The sequence below is a fragment of the Streptomyces sp. NPDC053750 genome, from assembly GCF_044544295.1.
In the GTDB taxonomy this organism is placed as follows: domain Bacteria; phylum Actinomycetota; class Actinomycetes; order Streptomycetales; family Streptomycetaceae; genus Streptomyces.
Map to the genome: position 1 here is coordinate 210,983 of NZ_JBITXB010000003.1, position 15,564 is coordinate 226,546.

Genomic DNA, 15,564 nt, shown 5'->3' on the forward strand with positions numbered 1-15,564 from the left:
CTCGACGTGGACCGTGCTGCCCGTACGCAGAAGAGTTCGCGGGAGAGTGCGCGGCCCGGCCGGTGACGGCCGGACGGAGGGTGCCGCACACCTCGCCCCTGCGACCACCCGGACTCATCGATGTTCACACGCCCCTCCCGGCACACCGGCCGCCCGGCTGCCGACCCCGCCGCGCCGGTGGCCGCCCTGGGCGGGCACGGACTGGAGCTGAGCCACGGTGGCCGGGCCGTCGTCCACGGCGTCTCCATCGGCCTGGAGCCCGGCCGGGCAACCGCCCTGGTGGGGCCGAACGGCAGCGGGAAGTCCACGCTGCTGCGGGCGCTCTCCCGACTGCACCGGGTGGACGCCGGCCGGGTGACGCTCGGCGCGGCCGAGGGTGAGCCCGAGCGGGACGCGGCGCTGCTCAGCGCCCGCCAGTTCGCCCGCGAGGTCACGCTCTTCTCTCAGTCGAGGCCGGCGCCGCAGGGGCTGACGGTCGCGGAGGTCGTGGCGTTCGGACGCCACCCCTACCGGCGCGGCTTCGCGGGACCGACCGCCGAGGACCGGGCCGCCGTCGACCGTGCCATGGGCGTCACGGGCGTACGGGACATGTCCGGACGGCCGGTCGGCGAACTTTCCGGCGGTGAGATGCAGCGTGTCTGGCTCGCCGCCTGCCTGGCCCAGGACACCGGGGTCGTCCTGCTCGACGAACCCACCAACCACCTGGACCTGCGCTACCAGATCGAGACGCTCGACCTGGTGCGCGACCTCGTCCAGGACCACAACATCGCGGTCGGCGTCGTGCTCCACGACCTCGACCAGGCGTCCCGCGTCGCGGACACGCTGGTCCTCATGCGCTCGGGCCGCGTGCACGCGGCGGGCGCCCCCGTCGACGTCCTCACCGCCGAGAACATCGGCGAGGTCTACGACATCCGGGTCGAGGTCGCCGTCGACCCCCGCACGGGCCGCCTCCGCATCGACCCCGTCGGACGGCACCCCGCCTGACCGGAAAGCCGGCCTGACCGCAAAGCCCGCCTGACGCGGAACGTCCCCTCACTCATCACGCATCACAAGAAAAAGAGGAACCCTCCATGAACCGTGCCCGTCACCTGGCGGCGGCAGCCTCCGCGGGGCTCGTGCTCCTCGCCGCGACGGCCTGCGGCACGACCGACGTCGACGACAAGGCCGAGGCCGCCGGCAGTGCCGGCGCCTCGCCCGCGTCGAAGGACTGCGCCGACGACACGACGACCACCTCGACGGGCCCGGTCTCCTTCAAGGACGGCGTGGGCCGGACCGTGAAGCTCGACAAGCCCGCCGAGCGCATCGCGGTCCTGGAGTGGCAGCAGGTGGAGGACGCGCTGACCCTGTGCGTCACCCCCGTCGCCGTCTCCGACGCGAAGGGGTACAGCACCTGGGTCAGCGCGGAGAAGCTGCCCAGCGGGGTGAAGGACATCGGCACCCGTGAGGAGCCCGACCTCGACACCCTCTACGCGGCCAAGCCCGACCTGATCGTTGTGGAGGCGTTCGCCGCCGACGACGAGACGGTCAAGAAGCTGGAGGAGCGGAACGTCCCGGTCATGGTCACCAAGGGCGCAGACCCGAAGGACCCGATCGGCAACATGCGGAACGTGTTCAGCATGATCGGCGAGGCGACGGGCCGCACCGAGCGGGCGGACAAGGTGCTCAAGGAGTTCGACGATCACCTCGCGAAGGCGAAGCAGCAGGTCACCGACGCCGACCTGCCGACGAAGGACTTCCTGTTCTTCGACGGCTGGCTCCAGGGCGGCAACCTCACCGTCCGTCCCTACAGCGACGGCGCCCTGTTCACGGAGATCGGCAAGGAACTGGGCATGACACCCGCGTGGACCGACGCGATCAACAAGGACCACGGTGACGGCGGTGTCGACCCGTCCTACGGTCTCGCCCAGACCGACGTCGAGGGTCTCACCGCGGTCGGCGACGCCAACCTCTTCTACGCCAACGACGAGGGCGCCGGCGGTTACGTCGAGGCGCTGAAGAAGAACCCGATCTGGAAGACCCTGCCGGCCGTCAAGGAAGGCCGCGCGCACTCCTTCCCGGCGCGGGTGTGGGGCGCCGGCGGCCCGCGCTCCTGCGAGCAGGCCATCGACGCCTACGTCGACGTCCTCGACAAGAAGTAAGTGACACCGCAAGAAGTGAGCGCACCGCGAGAAGCCGGCGCATCGCGAGAAGTGAACGTGTCCGGGATTCCGGCACCCGGCGGGGAACCGCTGCCGCGCACCGAGCGCGGCGGCGGCCCCACCGGGGTCGTGGTCCTCGGGGCGCTCGCCGCCGTGACCGTCCTGGTCGGCATGTGGCACGTCACGCAGGGGACGTCGGGTGTCGGCGTCGGCGACCTGGTGCGGTACCTCCTCGGGGACCGGGACGGCACCGGCGGCGCGCCGGTCGGTGAGATCATCACCGGCTCGCGCCTGCCGCGGCTCCTCGCGGGCGTGGCGGTCGGCTTCGCCCTCGGCACCGCCGGAACACTGCTCCAGTCCGTCACGCACAACGTCCTCGCCTCACCCGACACCCTCGCGGTCACGGCCGGCGCCCACTTCACCCTCACCCTCGTCGCGGTGTTCGGCCTGACCGTCCCGCTGTGGGCGTCGGGCGCCGTCGCCTTCGCCGGCGGTCTGCTCGCGGCGGCGCTGGTCCTGCTCCTCGCGGGCCGCGCCGCGGGCACCGCCGGCACCCGGCTGATCCTCGCCGGATCGGCGATGGCGTTGGCGCTGGACGCGGCGACGGGCACGCTCCTCATCCTGTTCGACCAGAACACGACCGGCCTCTTCGCCTGGGGCAGTGGTTCGCTCGCACAGCTGAACATCGACGCGTCGGTACGCGCGTGGCCGCTGGTGGCCGTAGTGCTGTGTCTCGCCCTGGCCCTGTCCCGGCGGCTGGACGTGATGAACCTCGGTGACGACACCGCGTCCACCCTCGGCGTGCCGATCCGCACCACGCGCGTCACCGCCGTCCTCTGCGCGGTCCTGCTCACCAGTACGGCGGTGACGCTCGCGGGCCCCATCTCCTTCGTCGGCCTCGGCGCCCCCGTCCTGGTCCGCCTGATCGCGAACCGGGTCCGGGCACTGCGCCGGCACCTGTACGCGGTCCCGGCGGCCGGACTGGTCGGCGCGCTGCTCATCCTCCTCGCCGACGCCGTCCTGCGCGCCGTGCAGGGCGCGGACGGCGCCGCCTCCATCCCGACCGGAGTGCCGACCGCGCTGCTCGGCGCGGTCGTCATCGTCGTCCTGGCGCTGCGGTTGCGGGACACCGGCCAGGTCGCACGCGCGGCGCACACGCGGGTCTTCGCACGGTCGCACCGCGCGTACCTCCTCGTCGTGCTCGGCGCGGTGGTCCTCCTCGCGGCCGCGGCCGTCGTAGGGGTGCTGGCGGGGAGCCTCTGGCTGCGTACGGGGGACGTCGTGCTGTGGCTCCAGGGGTCCGCCCCGGACCTCATCGGCATGGCGCTCGACGACCGGGTGCCGCGCGTGACCGCCGCCGTCCTCGCCGGCGCGGCACTCGGACTGGCCGGCTGTGTGGTGCAGGGCGCGGTACGCAACCCCCTCGCCGAACCCGGCATCCTCGGCATCACCTCAGGCGCCGGACTGGGAGCGGCGAGCGTCGTCACGTCGGGCCTGTCCGGCGGACGGACGGTGCTCGTCGTGGTGGCGGTCGCGGCGGGGCTCGCCACGTTCGGGGTGATCGCCCTGCTGTCCTGGCGCGGAGGCTTCCTGCCCGACCGGTTCGTCCTGATCGGCATCGGCTGCGGCTACGGACTCAGCTCCGTCACCACCTTCCTCCTCCTGCGCGCCGACCCTTACAACACGCCCCGCATCTTCACCTGGCTCTCGGGCACCACGTACGGCCGTACGTTCCCCGACGTCCTACCGGTCGCGGTCGCCCTGGCGCTCGCGCTGCCCGTACTGCTCGCCATGCGCAGCCGCCTCGACCTGCTCGCGGTCGACGAGGACACCCCGCGCATCGTCGGCGTCAAGGTGGAGCGCACGCGCTTCCTCGCGCTGGCGATCGCGGCCGTACTCGCGGCGCTCAGCGTGGTCGCCGTCGGCGTCGTCGGTTTCGTGGGCCTCGTCGCCCCGCACCTCGCCCGGTCGCTCGTGGGCGCCCGGCACGGCCGCTCGATCCCGGTCGCGATGCTGCTCGGCGGCGTACTGGTCTGTGTGGCCGACGCCCTCGGCCGTACGGTCGTCGCACCCTCCCAGGTACCGGCGGGACTGATGATCGCGCTGGTCGGCGCACCGTACTTCGTCCGGGTGCTCCGGCAGTCCCGCGCCTGACACCCACTCACCCTTCCCTCACCCTTCCCAGGAGCCCCGGATGCCGACCCAGCAGGAGACGCCGGTCACGAGCGTCGTCGTACCGTTCGAGGCCGGTACGACGGTCGGCCGGCACGAGGTGCCGGAGCGCTGGCACACGGTCGACCGCTCGGCGCACCACCCGCACATCGTGGCCGTCGTGGGGGACGACGGCAGGGAGTGGACCGCCGCCGCGCTCGTGACGGCGCGTCCGCGGACGGCCTACCTGAAGATCGTCGATGCCGTCGGTGACGTACGGGCGGTCGTCGCCGCGGTCGTCGACCATGCCCGCCGCCAGGGCCTGGCGCAGGTCAAGTGGGAAGGCTGGACGGCGAGTCCCGAGGACGCCGCCGCAGCGGGCTTCACCGCACTGCGCCCGCCGCTCGGTCAGGGGCTCGCGCAGGGGGAGGAGACGGCGGGACCCATCACGGGATACGTGCTCTGGTTGGACGACGGGACACCGACCCCGCCCCCGTACTACGGCCAGACCACCCACTTCACCTGCGGTGCCGTCACCGCCCTCGTCGCCCGGGCACATGCCGGCAAGGTGTCCCGGGAGGCACTCGACCGCCGCGCGGAGCTGTCGCTGTGGCGCGACGCGACCAACTTCCCGGCCTGCGAACCCGTCGGACTGGGCGTCGCCGTACGCCGGGCCTGGCCGTCGTCCCCCGTCACGGTCCACCTCGACACCGACAAGCCCGTCCTCCTCGGCCACCTGCCGGAACACGAACAGGAATGGCGCGCGATCCTCCAGCGGACCTCGCGCACGGAGGCGGAGCGGACCGGCGTCCCGGTCGACCCGGACCACCTCCCCATGACCGCGATCCGCGCCGCGGTCGAACGCCGGGAACACGTACTGCTCCTCATCTCGCTCGACGCGATGCTGGGGTTCGACGTACCGCACTGGGTGCTCTGCCACGGCGCCGTGCCGGGCGCCCTCGTGATCGACGATCCATGGGCCAACACGGCGACGGGGGACACCTGGCTCGACGCCCACCTGCTGCCCGTCCCGGACACCGCGCTCGACACGATGTCCACCCACCCACCGGACGACTTCCGCGGCGCCGTGACCATCGCGAGTGCGGCTGACTGACCTCACGACCGCCCGTACACGTCCGGCACTGAGCCCGGCCCCTCGCTGTCCTCGCCGCTCTCGCGCGGGGTGTTGCACCGAAGGCCCTGACCGATCGTTGTCGTCCGGTATTCGGGAGGCAACTACCGGCCGTCGTGTGGGCGCGTGATGATAGTCGGTTACGGGGTCGGCAACGACCGGGAGAACCAGCAGGGCAACCGCCCGGAGACCGGCTGAGGTCGGCGGGCGAGGACACGTGAGGATGCGGATAGTGACCAGTCGTGGGCCGGTGCGCGGGGGACTCCTTGCCACCGCCGTGGCCGGCTCGTTGTGTCTCGGGGCCACCGGTTGCAGTGGGGACGGAGACGAGCAGGCGGCCGACAAGGACATCGCGGGGACGCAACTGTGCGGTGGCGACGCCGTGTCCGCCCAGGCGTCCAAGGCGCTGAAGGTGATCACGGGGTCGTCGCGGTTCGGGACGACGGGGGAGAAGTCCACCGTCGCGCAGGCAGCGACGGATCTCGTCGCGGCGTTTCCGCCTCCCACCGACGGGCGCGACGACATCTGCCGCATCTACACGGCCGACGGTACGCAGGATTTCGCGATCCGAGTCACCTGGGGGCTGGATGACGGCAACTCGACGGGAACCCCGGCCCCGGATTTCACCGTGCTGAAGATGGGGGAGGAGACTCTGGCGGCGGCGAACAGGGCGTCGGTCCTGTTCGCGTGCCGGAGCGACGCATTCCCCAACAGGATGAATGAGGCTCTCGTCGCCATCCGCGTCGAGCGCTGGGGCATGCCGACAGAGCCCGAGGGCGACGTCGAGGCGTTGAAGGACGCCTACGCGACCGTGGCCCACTCCTTCTCACTGGCCATGGCCAAGGAACTTGGCTGCGAGAAGAACGGCGGGCTCCCCGAGCGGCCCGTGCTCGATCCCGCGTAGCCGCCGGTGTACGTGGGGTCTCAGTTGGTCCTGATTTCGCGGACGACCTGCTCCTGAACGTCGGGTGGGCACAGCAGTACGGCCTGGAAGGTGATCTTCTCCTCGCCCGGAAGGTCGGGCTTTCCCGCCCAGAACTTCACGGCGTCGTTCAGGGCGCGAAAGAGGATTTCGCGTTCCTCGGTACTCTCGGAAAGCACGGCGTCGGCGTCGTCGATGGTGAGGAGGAAGTGCTTGGCGCTGATCCAGTGCAGATCGGTCAGGCAGTCCCGCAGAGCATTCCAGTTCCAGCCGAAGTAGTCCGGGAGGCGCAGCGCCTCGTAGAACTGAGTGAACACCCCGTCGGAATCGCGCATTTCCTGTCCTCGCATCCGGGCCGAGTGGATCAGTCCGGTGGGAGGCAGGGCGCGAGCAACGGGGAGCGTGGAATCGTCCGGGATGACACGGACTTCTTCCTCGTGCCGTTCCCACCAGGTGGCGTTGCTCATCGACCGGTCTCCATCACGATGTACGTCTGATAATGGGTCGGAGTGTAGTACGCCGATCCGTCGGACCCGGTCACGATCCTCTCGCCGCCCCATTTGGGGTTGTCGATCGACTGTACGGTGCCCCATTCCGTGTACCGGATCGAATTCCCCTGGCTGTCGAATTCGGGAAGTTTGTAGGCGCCGTTCCTCCCGCTGTTCTCGAATGGCTGGGGGACGGATGGGCCCATGCGTTGGGGACCCGCGCCCTGGGCCTCCACACCGAACTCCCGGATGTCGCGGAGGACCGCCTCGGACTCCGCCGGAACCTTTGTGGGGATCCACCCGCTCAGCTTTGACGTGTCGCCCAGCGTCTGGCCCACTTGGTAGTTCGGCGAGAGACCCAGTGGGTCGGCGCCCGTGTGGGGGTTGTCGACGTAGGTGACCGGGTTGGGCGCGGGTGTGAGGCCGAGGGGGTCCGGAGCCGTGTAGCGGCCGGTCTCGGGGTCGTAGTGGCGGAAGTAGTTGTAGTGGAGGCCGGTTTCGGGGTCGTAGTACTGACCGGGGAAGCGCAGAGGAGTGTAGGCGCTGCTGTCCCGGGACCAGGCCGTGGTGCCCCAGAGCGTGCTGCGGGTGCGCCAGGTGATGTCGCCGGACTCGTCGACCAGTTCGGTGGGGGCGCCGACGAGGTCGGTGACGATGGCGAAGAAGCGCCGGTCGATCTCTTCCTGGCGGGCATCCGCGGTGAGGATACGTTCCGTTTGGGACAGAGGGGTCAGGCCGCGGTGGTCCCAGGTGAGCGCCACGGGGTGGGGCATGTCCTGCGACGCCGTGACCTGCTCGCACAGGGTGGTGCCGTCCCAGGTGAAGCGGACGTCCTCGACGACTGTCTCGCCGTCGGAGGCCAGGCGTTGCTTGGCGGTGCGGCGGCCCAAGGGGTCGTAGCGGTAGCGCCAGCGGGTGCCGTCGGGAGTGAGGACGGAGGTGAGGCGGTCCTCGGCGTCCCACTCGTAGCGCCAGGTGTCGGGTTTGCGGGAGAGGCGGATCTTCTGGCGCAGGGTCACGCGGCCGAGCGCATCGTGTTCGAAGCGCACACCTCCGGCGCGGGTGAGGGAAGTGCCGTCGTACGTCCGGGCTCCCTTGGCCTCCTGGCCGGGATGGGAGGCCGGCCAGGAGGCGGAGACCTGATTGCCGCTCGCGTCGTAGGCGTACCGCTCGCTCCAGTCGTCGGCGGTCACCGCGGTGACGCGGCCGACCGGATCGAGGCCGAAGGTGCGGGTGCCCGACAACCGGTCGGAGACCGCGGAGAGGTGGCCGTCCGCGCGGTAGGTGTAGCTGCGGCTGTTGAGCATGCGTCCGTCGGCGGTCAGGTGCTCGGCCGACAGACGCCCCGCTTCGTCCCAGGCCGAGGTGACGGTGAGGGAGCCGAAGACGCGGGACAGTTCACGGCCTGCCGCGTCATGGGTGAACGTGACCTGATGACCACCCGTGGTGAGGAGGCCCGGGCGACCGGCCGCGTCATGGGTGTACGTGGTGACATGGCCGGTGGGGGTGACACGTCCCACGCGACGGCCCACGGCGTCGTAACGAAAGGTGGTGGCGCGGCCGTCGACGAGCTCCGTCTTGAGCAGACCGCGTCGGTCGTACTGCCGGACCAGGTCGCCGTCCGGGCCGGATGCCTGCAGGAGGCGCCCGGCCGGGTCATAGGCGTAGCTGGTTGCCCGTCCGGCGGCGTCCTTGCGGGTGACACGGCCCAGCTCGTCGTAAGTGAAGGAGACGATGTCACCGCGCGGGTCGATCCGCCTGGTCAACTGACCCGCGGCGTCATGGCGATAGCCGACGGTGCGTCCGTCGAAGTCGGTTTCCGAGACCAGGCGGCCGATCGCGTCGTACCGGTAGCTCCAGCTCAGACCTTGCGGGTTGGTGACACGGGTGAGGCGCAGGGCGGTGTCGTACTCGAACGCGTATCGGGCGCCGTCCGGCTCGGTGCGGGCAGCGAGCAGGTCGAAGTGGGTGTACTCGAACCGGGTCACTCCTCCGGCCGGGGAGGTGTGGGTCAGGCAGTTGCCCTCACCGTCGTAGGTCCACGACTCGCTGGCGCCGTCCGGGGCGGTACGGCGGGCGAGTTGCCCGTCGGCGTTCCAGGTGAGACGGGTGACCTTTCCCAGAGGATCGACCGTGCTGACGAGTCTGTCCAGAGCATCGCGACCCACTCGGGTGGTGCCGCCGGCCGGGTCGGTGACCTCCACCGGCAGGCCCGCGGCGTCGCAGACCACCTGGGTCGTCGCGCCGAGGGAGTCGGTGACGGAGACGAGTCGGCCGGCGTCGTCGTAGGCGTAGCAGGTGGCGTGGCCGGCCGCGTCGGTGGCCCTGATGCGGTTGCCGCGCTCGTCGAATTCCTGGGTGCGGCGCGTGCCGTCCGGCTCGTGGAACTCCACCGGCAGTCCGAGCGGGCCGCGCACGATGCGCGATTCAGTGCCGTCGGGCCGAGTGACCGCGACGAGCCAGCCGTCCTCGTCGTAGGCGTAGACGGTGGTGCGACCGAGTGGGTCCGTACGGGTCAGGAGGTTGCCGTGGGTGTCGTAGGTGAAGCGGGTGGTGTGGCCGAGGGGGTCGGTGGTGGCCAGGACGCGGCCGCCGACGCCGATGAGGTGCCGGGTGGAGTGTCCCTCGGCGGTGGTGAGGGTGGTGGTGCGGTGGCCGGTTTCGGGGGCGGGTTCGGTATAGGTCAGGGTGATCTGGACGTGGCCTGCTTCGCCGCCTTCGGCGATCACGCGGTCGTGGTCGTCGTAGGCGTAGTCGTAGCGGCTGTTGTTGGAGTCGATCCAGGCGGTGACGCGGCGGCGGTCGTCGTAGACGAACGTGGTGGTGGCGCCGGAGGGCTTGGTGACGGTGGTCAGATTGCCGTCCTGGTAGCCGTAGCGCATCAGGAGCAGGTCCGTGCCGTCCTTGCCCGCGCCGGTCAGGGACAAGGCGGTGATCCGGCCGTCGGCGGTGGTCAGCTTCACCTCGCGGCCCGCCGAGTGGACCAGGGCCAGTGGGAGACCGTCGTCGGCGCGGTCGACGGTGATCGTGTGGCCGTTGCGATCGGTGACGGATGTCAGCCAGGCGGTTCCGTCGCAGCCGGGCTCACTGCCGGGCGGAGCGGTGAAACGCCGGACCAGGCCGGTGTCGGGGTCGTCGACCGTGTAGTCGCCGTCGGCGTCACGCGCGAGCAGCGTCCGCGCCCTTCCCGACTCGGGGCGTGTCGGGGCGCCGGGCACCGGATGCGGGTACGTGATCAGCAGGCCGTCGGCGGTGACGTGGACGACGCCCACCGGGTCGATCTGCAGCCGCTCGTCCACCGTAGAGGTCCAGGACACGCCGAGGAACCGGCCCGCTGTGCAGCCCGACTCGGTGCGGCGGGTGAACGCCAGCGGCAGGATGCCCGGGATCCGCACGTCGGTCTGGGGCAGGAACATCCGCCCCGACGCCAGGTCCACCGGGTCCGTGCCGTCCGTGGTGCGCTCGCCGTCGGGACGGTTGTGCGTGCCCTCCGGAGCGTCGTCGACCAGCTTGCGCACCCGGGCGGCGTCGGCGGCGTCCGCGGCGATCCGCACGCCCTTGACCGCGGCGCCGCCGCCCCCGGTCGCGGCCGTCAGCGCGAGATCCGGGATCAACCGGCCGAACCCCTCGGCCGGGTCCTTCATGAAGTCGCTGACCATCTGCTTGCCCGTGCCGACCGGGTCGTTGGCCGCGACCACCAGCCCCGCCGCCAGACTGTTGAGCGACGTCGCGTACTCCGCGGGGTGCGTCAGGTTGTACGGGTCCAGGGGGTTGACGCTGCGGACGAAGTTCAGCAGCCCCGCCGTGCCCTTGATGATGCCGCCGCCGACATGGTCGCCGATGATCTGCAGCTCCTGCAGACCGTCACCGAGCTGCTCGGCGTACGACGGCTTCTCCGGCGCCTTGTCACGCGCCGCGCGGACCGCGCTGCGGGCCGTCTCCGCCGCGGTGTTGCGCTGCTTGCGCGCCTCCGTCAGCAGCTCCTGCGCCTCCTGCATCAGCTTCTTGCCCGGATCGTCGAACGTCGGCGCCGGACAGGGCGGCAGCGTGGACGGGTCCCGCTTGTCCGGGGCCTGCGCGTTGTACCGCTCCACCGCCTTGTTGTAGTCGTCGATCTTCTTGCGGTGGGCGTCCGCCGCCTCCTCCGACGCCTTGACGCCCTCCTTCCACTTGTCGATCGCCGTCTGCGCCTGCCCCTGGGCCCACTCCACGGTCCCGGCGAACGACGCCAGGGCCGCCGCCGCCTCCTCGCAGGCGTCCGCGCCCTTGAACCACTTCGGTGGCTGGGTCCGCACCGCCTTGCGCAGCGCCTCGGCGGCCTCGCCCTTCAACTCCGAGGAGTCCAGCCCCTTCAGGCCTTCCCCCACACTGTCGAACGACGACTGGAAACCCCGCAGCCGCTCAGCGGTCGTCCGGATCTTCGACGCGCTGCCGTAGACCAGCTTCGTCTTGTCCTCGGTCTGCCCGAGATCCATCTCGTCGACCTCGGCACCCATCCGGTTCGCCACCGACCGGGACTGCTCCCGCACCCAGTCCGCACCGGACTCCCAGCCCACGTCGTCCAGCCGGTTCGCCGTCCAGTTACCGGCATCCTCGACCCGGTTGCCGACCCACTCGACACCGTCCTCGACCGCGTTCTCCACCGAGTCCGGCGTGATGTCGCTGATGAAGCCGCCGATACCCACGCTCAGTTCCCCCCGGGCTCACGCTGCTGCGCCTGCTGCTCTGCACGTTCCTCCGGCGACGGACCGAACGTGTCGTCCAACGCCTGGTTCCACTGGTCGTCGGAGACACCGAGCGCCTCGTTGAGCATCTCTGCCCGGCGCCCGCCCTCACCCTCCGTCAGAACGGTGCGGCCGGTGTCCTTCCACGTCTGCGAGATGTCCTGCCCCGCCTGCTCGAACGACTGCGCGCTCCAGTCCGGGTTCAGGTAGTCCGGCGTGAACACATCACCCCAGTCCTGCTGGGTGATCTCCTCCTCGGACGCGTGCGGATTTCCGCCCATCACCGAGTTCACGCCGACCTTCAGCGCGCCCTCGACGTACTGGTCGTGCTCCCACTGCGTGCCCGCGGCCAGACCCAGACGGTTGGCGATCTCGCTCGCATCATGGACCAGGGCCCGCACGCCCCACTCCCAGCGCTCGCAGAGGTCCTCGAAATCCGTCGACAGGCCGTGGTGCCCGGCCTCCATACCGGTCATCGCCAGCTCGGAGAAGCCCTTGCCCATCACCGAGCCCGTGGGGTCACCGATCTCCCCGAGCTGGTCGATCGTGCCGCCGAGCCCCTTGGTGAACTTTGCGACCGCGGCCTTGTCGAACTGCAGGTCCGGCCCGCCCCCGCTCATGCCCGCACCCCCTGGCCCGCGTCGACGGCAGTCCGGTCCGGCACGATGCCGACCACCGGAGGAAAGAACATCGAGCCGTCCTCCGTCGCGATGTCCACCGCCAGCCCCGCCGGCTCACCCAACGACGGCACGATCTCGTCGACGATCCGGGCGCCCAGCAGCGCGGCGTACTCCAGCGACTGCCCGCCGGGCGCATGGTGCAGGCAGAACTGGGCCAGCGCCGTCTCGTCCGTGAAGCCGCAGATCCACCGGACCCCACCCGAACGGGCCGACCACAGGCCCCCGTCGGACGTCGGCACCAGCAGGATCGAGCGCCTCATCTCACCCACCAGCGCCCGAGGGTCGCCGACCCCCGCTCTCCGCTCGGCAATGCGCTGGGTCAATGCCGTCCTGGGCTGCTCCACGGACCCTCCCTCGTCCTCGGTCACTGGTGGCACCGTAGATCAGACGCTTCGGAAGGTCCCAGCGGTTCTCCTGGGGCCACACCGGGGCCTCGCGCGGTCGATGCCACGAGGAGGCGGCGTTTGCGAACGCGGGGCCATGAGAAGGCCCGCGCCGTCAGTGGTGGAAGGCCAGGAGCTTGGCGATGCCGTTGCGCTGGATCTCGGACGTGCCGGTGAGGACGCGGAACATGCGGATCTTGCGGAAGAGGTACTCGATCTCGTTGCCCTGGGTGAGCCCTTCCTTGCCGTGGATCTGCACGGCCTCGTCGAGGATGCGGAAGGCGGACTCGGCGACGAACAGCTTGCACATGAACGCCTCGGCGTGCACCTCGCGCCCCTCGTCCAGAGCGGCCAGAGCGGCGTAGGTCATGGAGCGCGCGGCGTAGAGCTCGGTGGCCATGTCGGCGACCTTGTGCTGGATGGCCTGGAGCATGAGCAGGGGTTGGCCGGCGACCTGGCGGGTGCGGGTGCGGTCCAGGGTCAGCTGGACGGCGCGGCGGGTGGCGCCGAGCACGGTCGGGCAGTGCAGCAGGCGGTTGGTGGTGACCCGGCCGAGCGCGATGCGCATGCCCTTGCCCTCCTCGCCGAGGAGGTTGGCGGCGGGGACGTGGCAGTCGTCCAGGACGATGTCGCTCTCGATGTGCTCGCCGGACATCGGCGTCGCACCGTCCTCGACCCGGCAGCCGGGGCTGTCCAGGTCGACCAGGAAGGCGGAGAACTGCGGCTTGTCGCCCTCCTGTTCGCCGGTGCCGGCCATGCGCGCCACGACGATCGCGAAGTCGGCGAAGGGCCCGGCGGAGGAGAACACCTTGTGCCCGGTCAGCCGGTAGCCGTCGCCGTCACGCACGGCGACCGTGCGCATGGAACGGACGTCGGAGCCCGCGTCGGTCTCGGTGAGGGAGAAGCAGCAGGCACGTTCGCCGCGGATCAGCGGCAGCAGGTAGGTGTCCAACTGGTGCGGGGTGGCGTGCTTGAGGATGTCGCCGGCGCGCAGCGGGCCGCCCATGTCGCCGAGCACGCTGTGCGCGAGGACGCGGCCGCTGGCGCCGATCTCCTCCTTCAGGGCGGCCAGTTGGGAGTACGTGAGGTTCCGTCCTCCGTACTCCTCGGGCAGGTGGATGCCGTAGAAGCCGAGTTCGCGGCTGCGGCGCCAGACCGGTTCGAGGTCCGCGCGGGTGAGGCGGGTGGTGGGGGTGAGGCCGTGCTCGCGTTCGTGGTCGGCGAGTTCGCCGTCGAGGTAGTCGCGCAGGCGGTCCACCAGTTCGGCGGTGTGCGGGTCGGCGTAGGTGGGGCGAAGGGAGAAGGTCACCGTGGCTCCGTGGTACGAGGTGTCAGTTGACGCGGCGGGCGGCGTTCGCCCAGAACGGCTCGCGTACGGCCTTGCGGTCGAGCTTGCCGTTGCGGTTGTGGGGCAGCTCGGTCACGAAGTCGACGGAGCGGGGCTTCTTGAAGCGGTCGAGCCGGTCGACGCAGAAGGCGATCAGGTCGTCGGCGGTGACGGTCGCGTCCGGGTGTCGTACGACGACCGCCTTCACCGCCTCGCCCCACTGTTCGTCGGGGACACCGACGACACACGCCTCCTGGACGGCGGGGTGCTCGTAGAGGGCGGCCTCGACCTCGGTGCAGTAGATGTTGAAGCCACCCGAGATGATCATGTCCTTCTTGCGGTCGACGAGGAACAGATAACCGTCCTCCCGCATCCAGGCGAGGTCCCCGGTGTGCACCCAGCCGTCGCGGAACGTCTCCGCGGACAGGCCGGGTTCCTTCCAGTACTCGCGCACGCAGTCGGGGCCGCGCACGATGACCTCACCGACCTCGCGGGGTCCCCGTTCCCGGCCCGCCTCGTCGACGACGCGTATCTCCGTGTCGTACGCGGCCCGCCCGCACGACTGGAGCAGCTCGGGGTCCTCCTTCACCGCACGGGCGATCTCCTCGCTGCTCAGGGCCGCGACCACACTGGTCGTCTCGCCGAGGCCGTACCCCTGGGCGACGACCGGGCCGAAGAACTCCACGGCTTCCCGCAGGCGCTGGGGCGAGATGGGCGCGCCGCCGACGCGGACGCTCGTCAGGGAGGAGAGGTCGTAGCGCCCGGCGGCGGGGTGGGCGAGGAGCATGTTCACCATGGCGGGCACCAGGAAGGTGGCCGTGATGCGCTCCTTCTCGACCGTCTCCAGGAAGCCCTCGGGGCTCCAGGTGGGCAGGACGTAGGTCGTGGAGCCGCCGAACACCCCGGCCAGCAGGCCCATTCCGGTGGCGTGGGTGATGGGGCCGACGGCGAGGTAGCGGGTGCCGGGGCGAGGGCGGGACTCGTCGGCCATCAGCAGCTTGCGCATGTTGGCGAGGCGGTTGCCGACCGTCTGCACCGCGGCCTTCAGCGCGCCTGTGGAGCCGGAGGTGAAGTTCAGGACACAGGGCTGCGATTCGTCCACCTCGACGCGGAACGGGGTCTCCGCACCCGCGGCCAGCAGGGTGCCGTACGGGACACCGTCCTCGACTCCCCCGTCTCCCTCGTCCAGCGGGACGGGCAGGCAGTCGGTGCCGGCCGAGGCGATCGCGGCAAGGGCGTCCTCGCGGTGCGCCGCGTCGAAGACGAGGGCGCGGACGGGGGCGTAGCGCAGGATGTGCGCGATCTCGCCGCGCCCGAGCCGGGCGTTGATCGGGGCGCGCGTCAACCCGGCCTTGTACAGGGCGAACTCCACCTCGACCAGCTCGCCGCGGTTCCAGGCGAGCGAGGCCACGGCGTCACCGGGGCGCAGACCGCGGGCGGCCAGGGCGGCGGCCAGACGGTCGGTCGCGCGGTCGAGTTCGGCGAAGGTCCAGGAGCGGTTTCCGCACACGAGCGCCGGGGCCTCGGGCCAGTGGCGGGCGCTGCGGGACAGGTAGGTGCCGAGGTTCATGGGGACCTCATCTCGGGTGATGACAGGGATGTAGTAATCGGCGACTGCA

Annotated in this window: 11 protein-coding genes; 5 read left to right on the forward strand and 6 right to left on the reverse strand. The window is 70.9% G+C overall.

The window, feature by feature from the left end; translation table 11 throughout:
* Nucleotides 1–120 precede the first annotated feature (120 nt).
* From ACIGO6_RS10505 to ACIGO6_RS10525, 5 genes are all read left to right on the forward strand, one after another.
* Nucleotides 121–984 (forward strand): ABC transporter ATP-binding protein, encoded by an 864-nt coding sequence (locus tag ACIGO6_RS10505; protein WP_399874092.1) that lies wholly within the window; start codon nucleotides 121–123, stop codon nucleotides 982–984.
* 86 nt (nucleotides 985–1,070) lie between these two features.
* Nucleotides 1,071–2,138, forward strand: coding sequence for an iron-siderophore ABC transporter substrate-binding protein (locus ACIGO6_RS10510; RefSeq protein ID WP_399874094.1), 1,068 nt, complete (start codon nucleotides 1,071–1,073; stop codon nucleotides 2,136–2,138).
* Nucleotides 2,139–2,195: 57 nt separating this feature from the next.
* Nucleotides 2,196–4,292 carry an iron ABC transporter permease gene (locus tag ACIGO6_RS10515; RefSeq protein WP_399874097.1) on the forward strand — a complete coding sequence of 699 codons (2,097 nt, stop codon included), beginning with the start codon at nucleotides 2,196–2,198 and terminating at the stop codon, nucleotides 4,290–4,292.
* A 40-nt stretch (nucleotides 4,293–4,332) separates the two neighbouring features.
* Entirely contained in the window at nucleotides 4,333–5,403 is a 1,071-nt protein-coding gene (locus ACIGO6_RS10520; RefSeq protein ID WP_399874099.1) for a peptidase C39 family protein, read from the forward strand.
* A gap of 241 nt (nucleotides 5,404–5,644) precedes the next feature.
* Complete coding sequence (locus ACIGO6_RS10525; RefSeq protein WP_399874102.1) at nucleotides 5,645–6,325, forward strand: hypothetical protein; 681 nt, start codon at nucleotides 5,645–5,647, stop codon at nucleotides 6,323–6,325.
* A gap of 20 nt (nucleotides 6,326–6,345) precedes the next feature.
* Here the strand turns inward: ACIGO6_RS10525 and ACIGO6_RS10530 are convergent, their stop codons facing one another.
* The 6 genes from ACIGO6_RS10530 to ACIGO6_RS10555 all read right to left on the reverse strand — a co-directional run bounded on the left by ACIGO6_RS10530 (nucleotide 6,346) and on the right by ACIGO6_RS10555 (nucleotide 15,515).
* The gene (locus tag ACIGO6_RS10530) at nucleotides 6,346–6,810 is read right to left on the reverse strand and encodes a barstar family protein (protein ID WP_399874105.1); all 465 of its coding nucleotides are present in this window, start codon (nucleotides 6,808–6,810) and stop codon (nucleotides 6,346–6,348) included.
* On the reverse strand, nucleotides 6,807–11,516 hold the full coding sequence (locus ACIGO6_RS10535) for a putative T7SS-secreted protein (protein ID WP_399874108.1): 4,710 nt from the start codon (nucleotides 11,514–11,516) through the stop codon (nucleotides 6,807–6,809). Before ACIGO6_RS10535 ends, ACIGO6_RS10530 begins: the two co-directional genes overlap by 4 nt.
* Nucleotides 11,517–11,518: 2 nt before the next feature.
* Nucleotides 11,519–12,175, reverse strand: coding sequence for a hypothetical protein (locus tag ACIGO6_RS10540; RefSeq protein WP_399874111.1), 657 nt, complete (start codon nucleotides 12,173–12,175; stop codon nucleotides 11,519–11,521).
* On the reverse strand, nucleotides 12,172–12,579 hold the full coding sequence (locus tag ACIGO6_RS10545) for a hypothetical protein (protein WP_399874882.1): 408 nt from the start codon (nucleotides 12,577–12,579) through the stop codon (nucleotides 12,172–12,174). Before ACIGO6_RS10545 ends, ACIGO6_RS10540 begins: the two co-directional genes overlap by 4 nt.
* Nucleotides 12,580–12,733: 154 nt before the next feature.
* Nucleotides 12,734–13,927 (reverse strand): acyl-CoA dehydrogenase family protein, encoded by a 1,194-nt coding sequence (locus tag ACIGO6_RS10550; RefSeq protein ID WP_399874114.1) that lies wholly within the window; start codon nucleotides 13,925–13,927, stop codon nucleotides 12,734–12,736.
* Nucleotides 13,928–13,949: 22 nt separating this feature from the next.
* Nucleotides 13,950–15,515, reverse strand: a complete 1,566-nt coding sequence (locus ACIGO6_RS10555) for a class I adenylate-forming enzyme family protein (protein ID WP_399874116.1) — start codon at nucleotides 15,513–15,515, stop codon at nucleotides 13,950–13,952.
* Nucleotides 15,516–15,564 lie beyond the last annotated feature (49 nt).

Excerpts from the sequence above, each read along its gene's own strand:
- ACIGO6_RS10505 (WP_399874092.1), top strand. The coding sequence starts at position 121 with ATGTTCACACGCCCCTCCCGGCACACCGGCCGCCCGGCTGCCGACCCC.
- ACIGO6_RS10510 (WP_399874094.1), top strand. The coding sequence starts at position 1,071 with ATGAACCGTGCCCGTCACCTGGCGGCGGCAGCCTCCGCGGGGCTCGTG.
- ACIGO6_RS10520 (WP_399874099.1), top strand. The coding sequence starts at position 4,333 with ATGCCGACCCAGCAGGAGACGCCGGTCACGAGCGTCGTCGTACCGTTC.
- ACIGO6_RS10525 (WP_399874102.1), top strand. The coding sequence starts at position 5,645 with ATGCGGATAGTGACCAGTCGTGGGCCGGTGCGCGGGGGACTCCTTGCC.
- ACIGO6_RS10530 (WP_399874105.1), bottom strand. The coding sequence starts at position 6,810 with ATGAGCAACGCCACCTGGTGGGAACGGCACGAGGAAGAAGTCCGTGTC.
- ACIGO6_RS10540 (WP_399874111.1), bottom strand. The coding sequence starts at position 12,175 with ATGAGCGGGGGCGGGCCGGACCTGCAGTTCGACAAGGCCGCGGTCGCA.
- ACIGO6_RS10555 (WP_399874116.1), bottom strand. The coding sequence starts at position 15,515 with ATGAACCTCGGCACCTACCTGTCCCGCAGCGCCCGCCACTGGCCCGAG.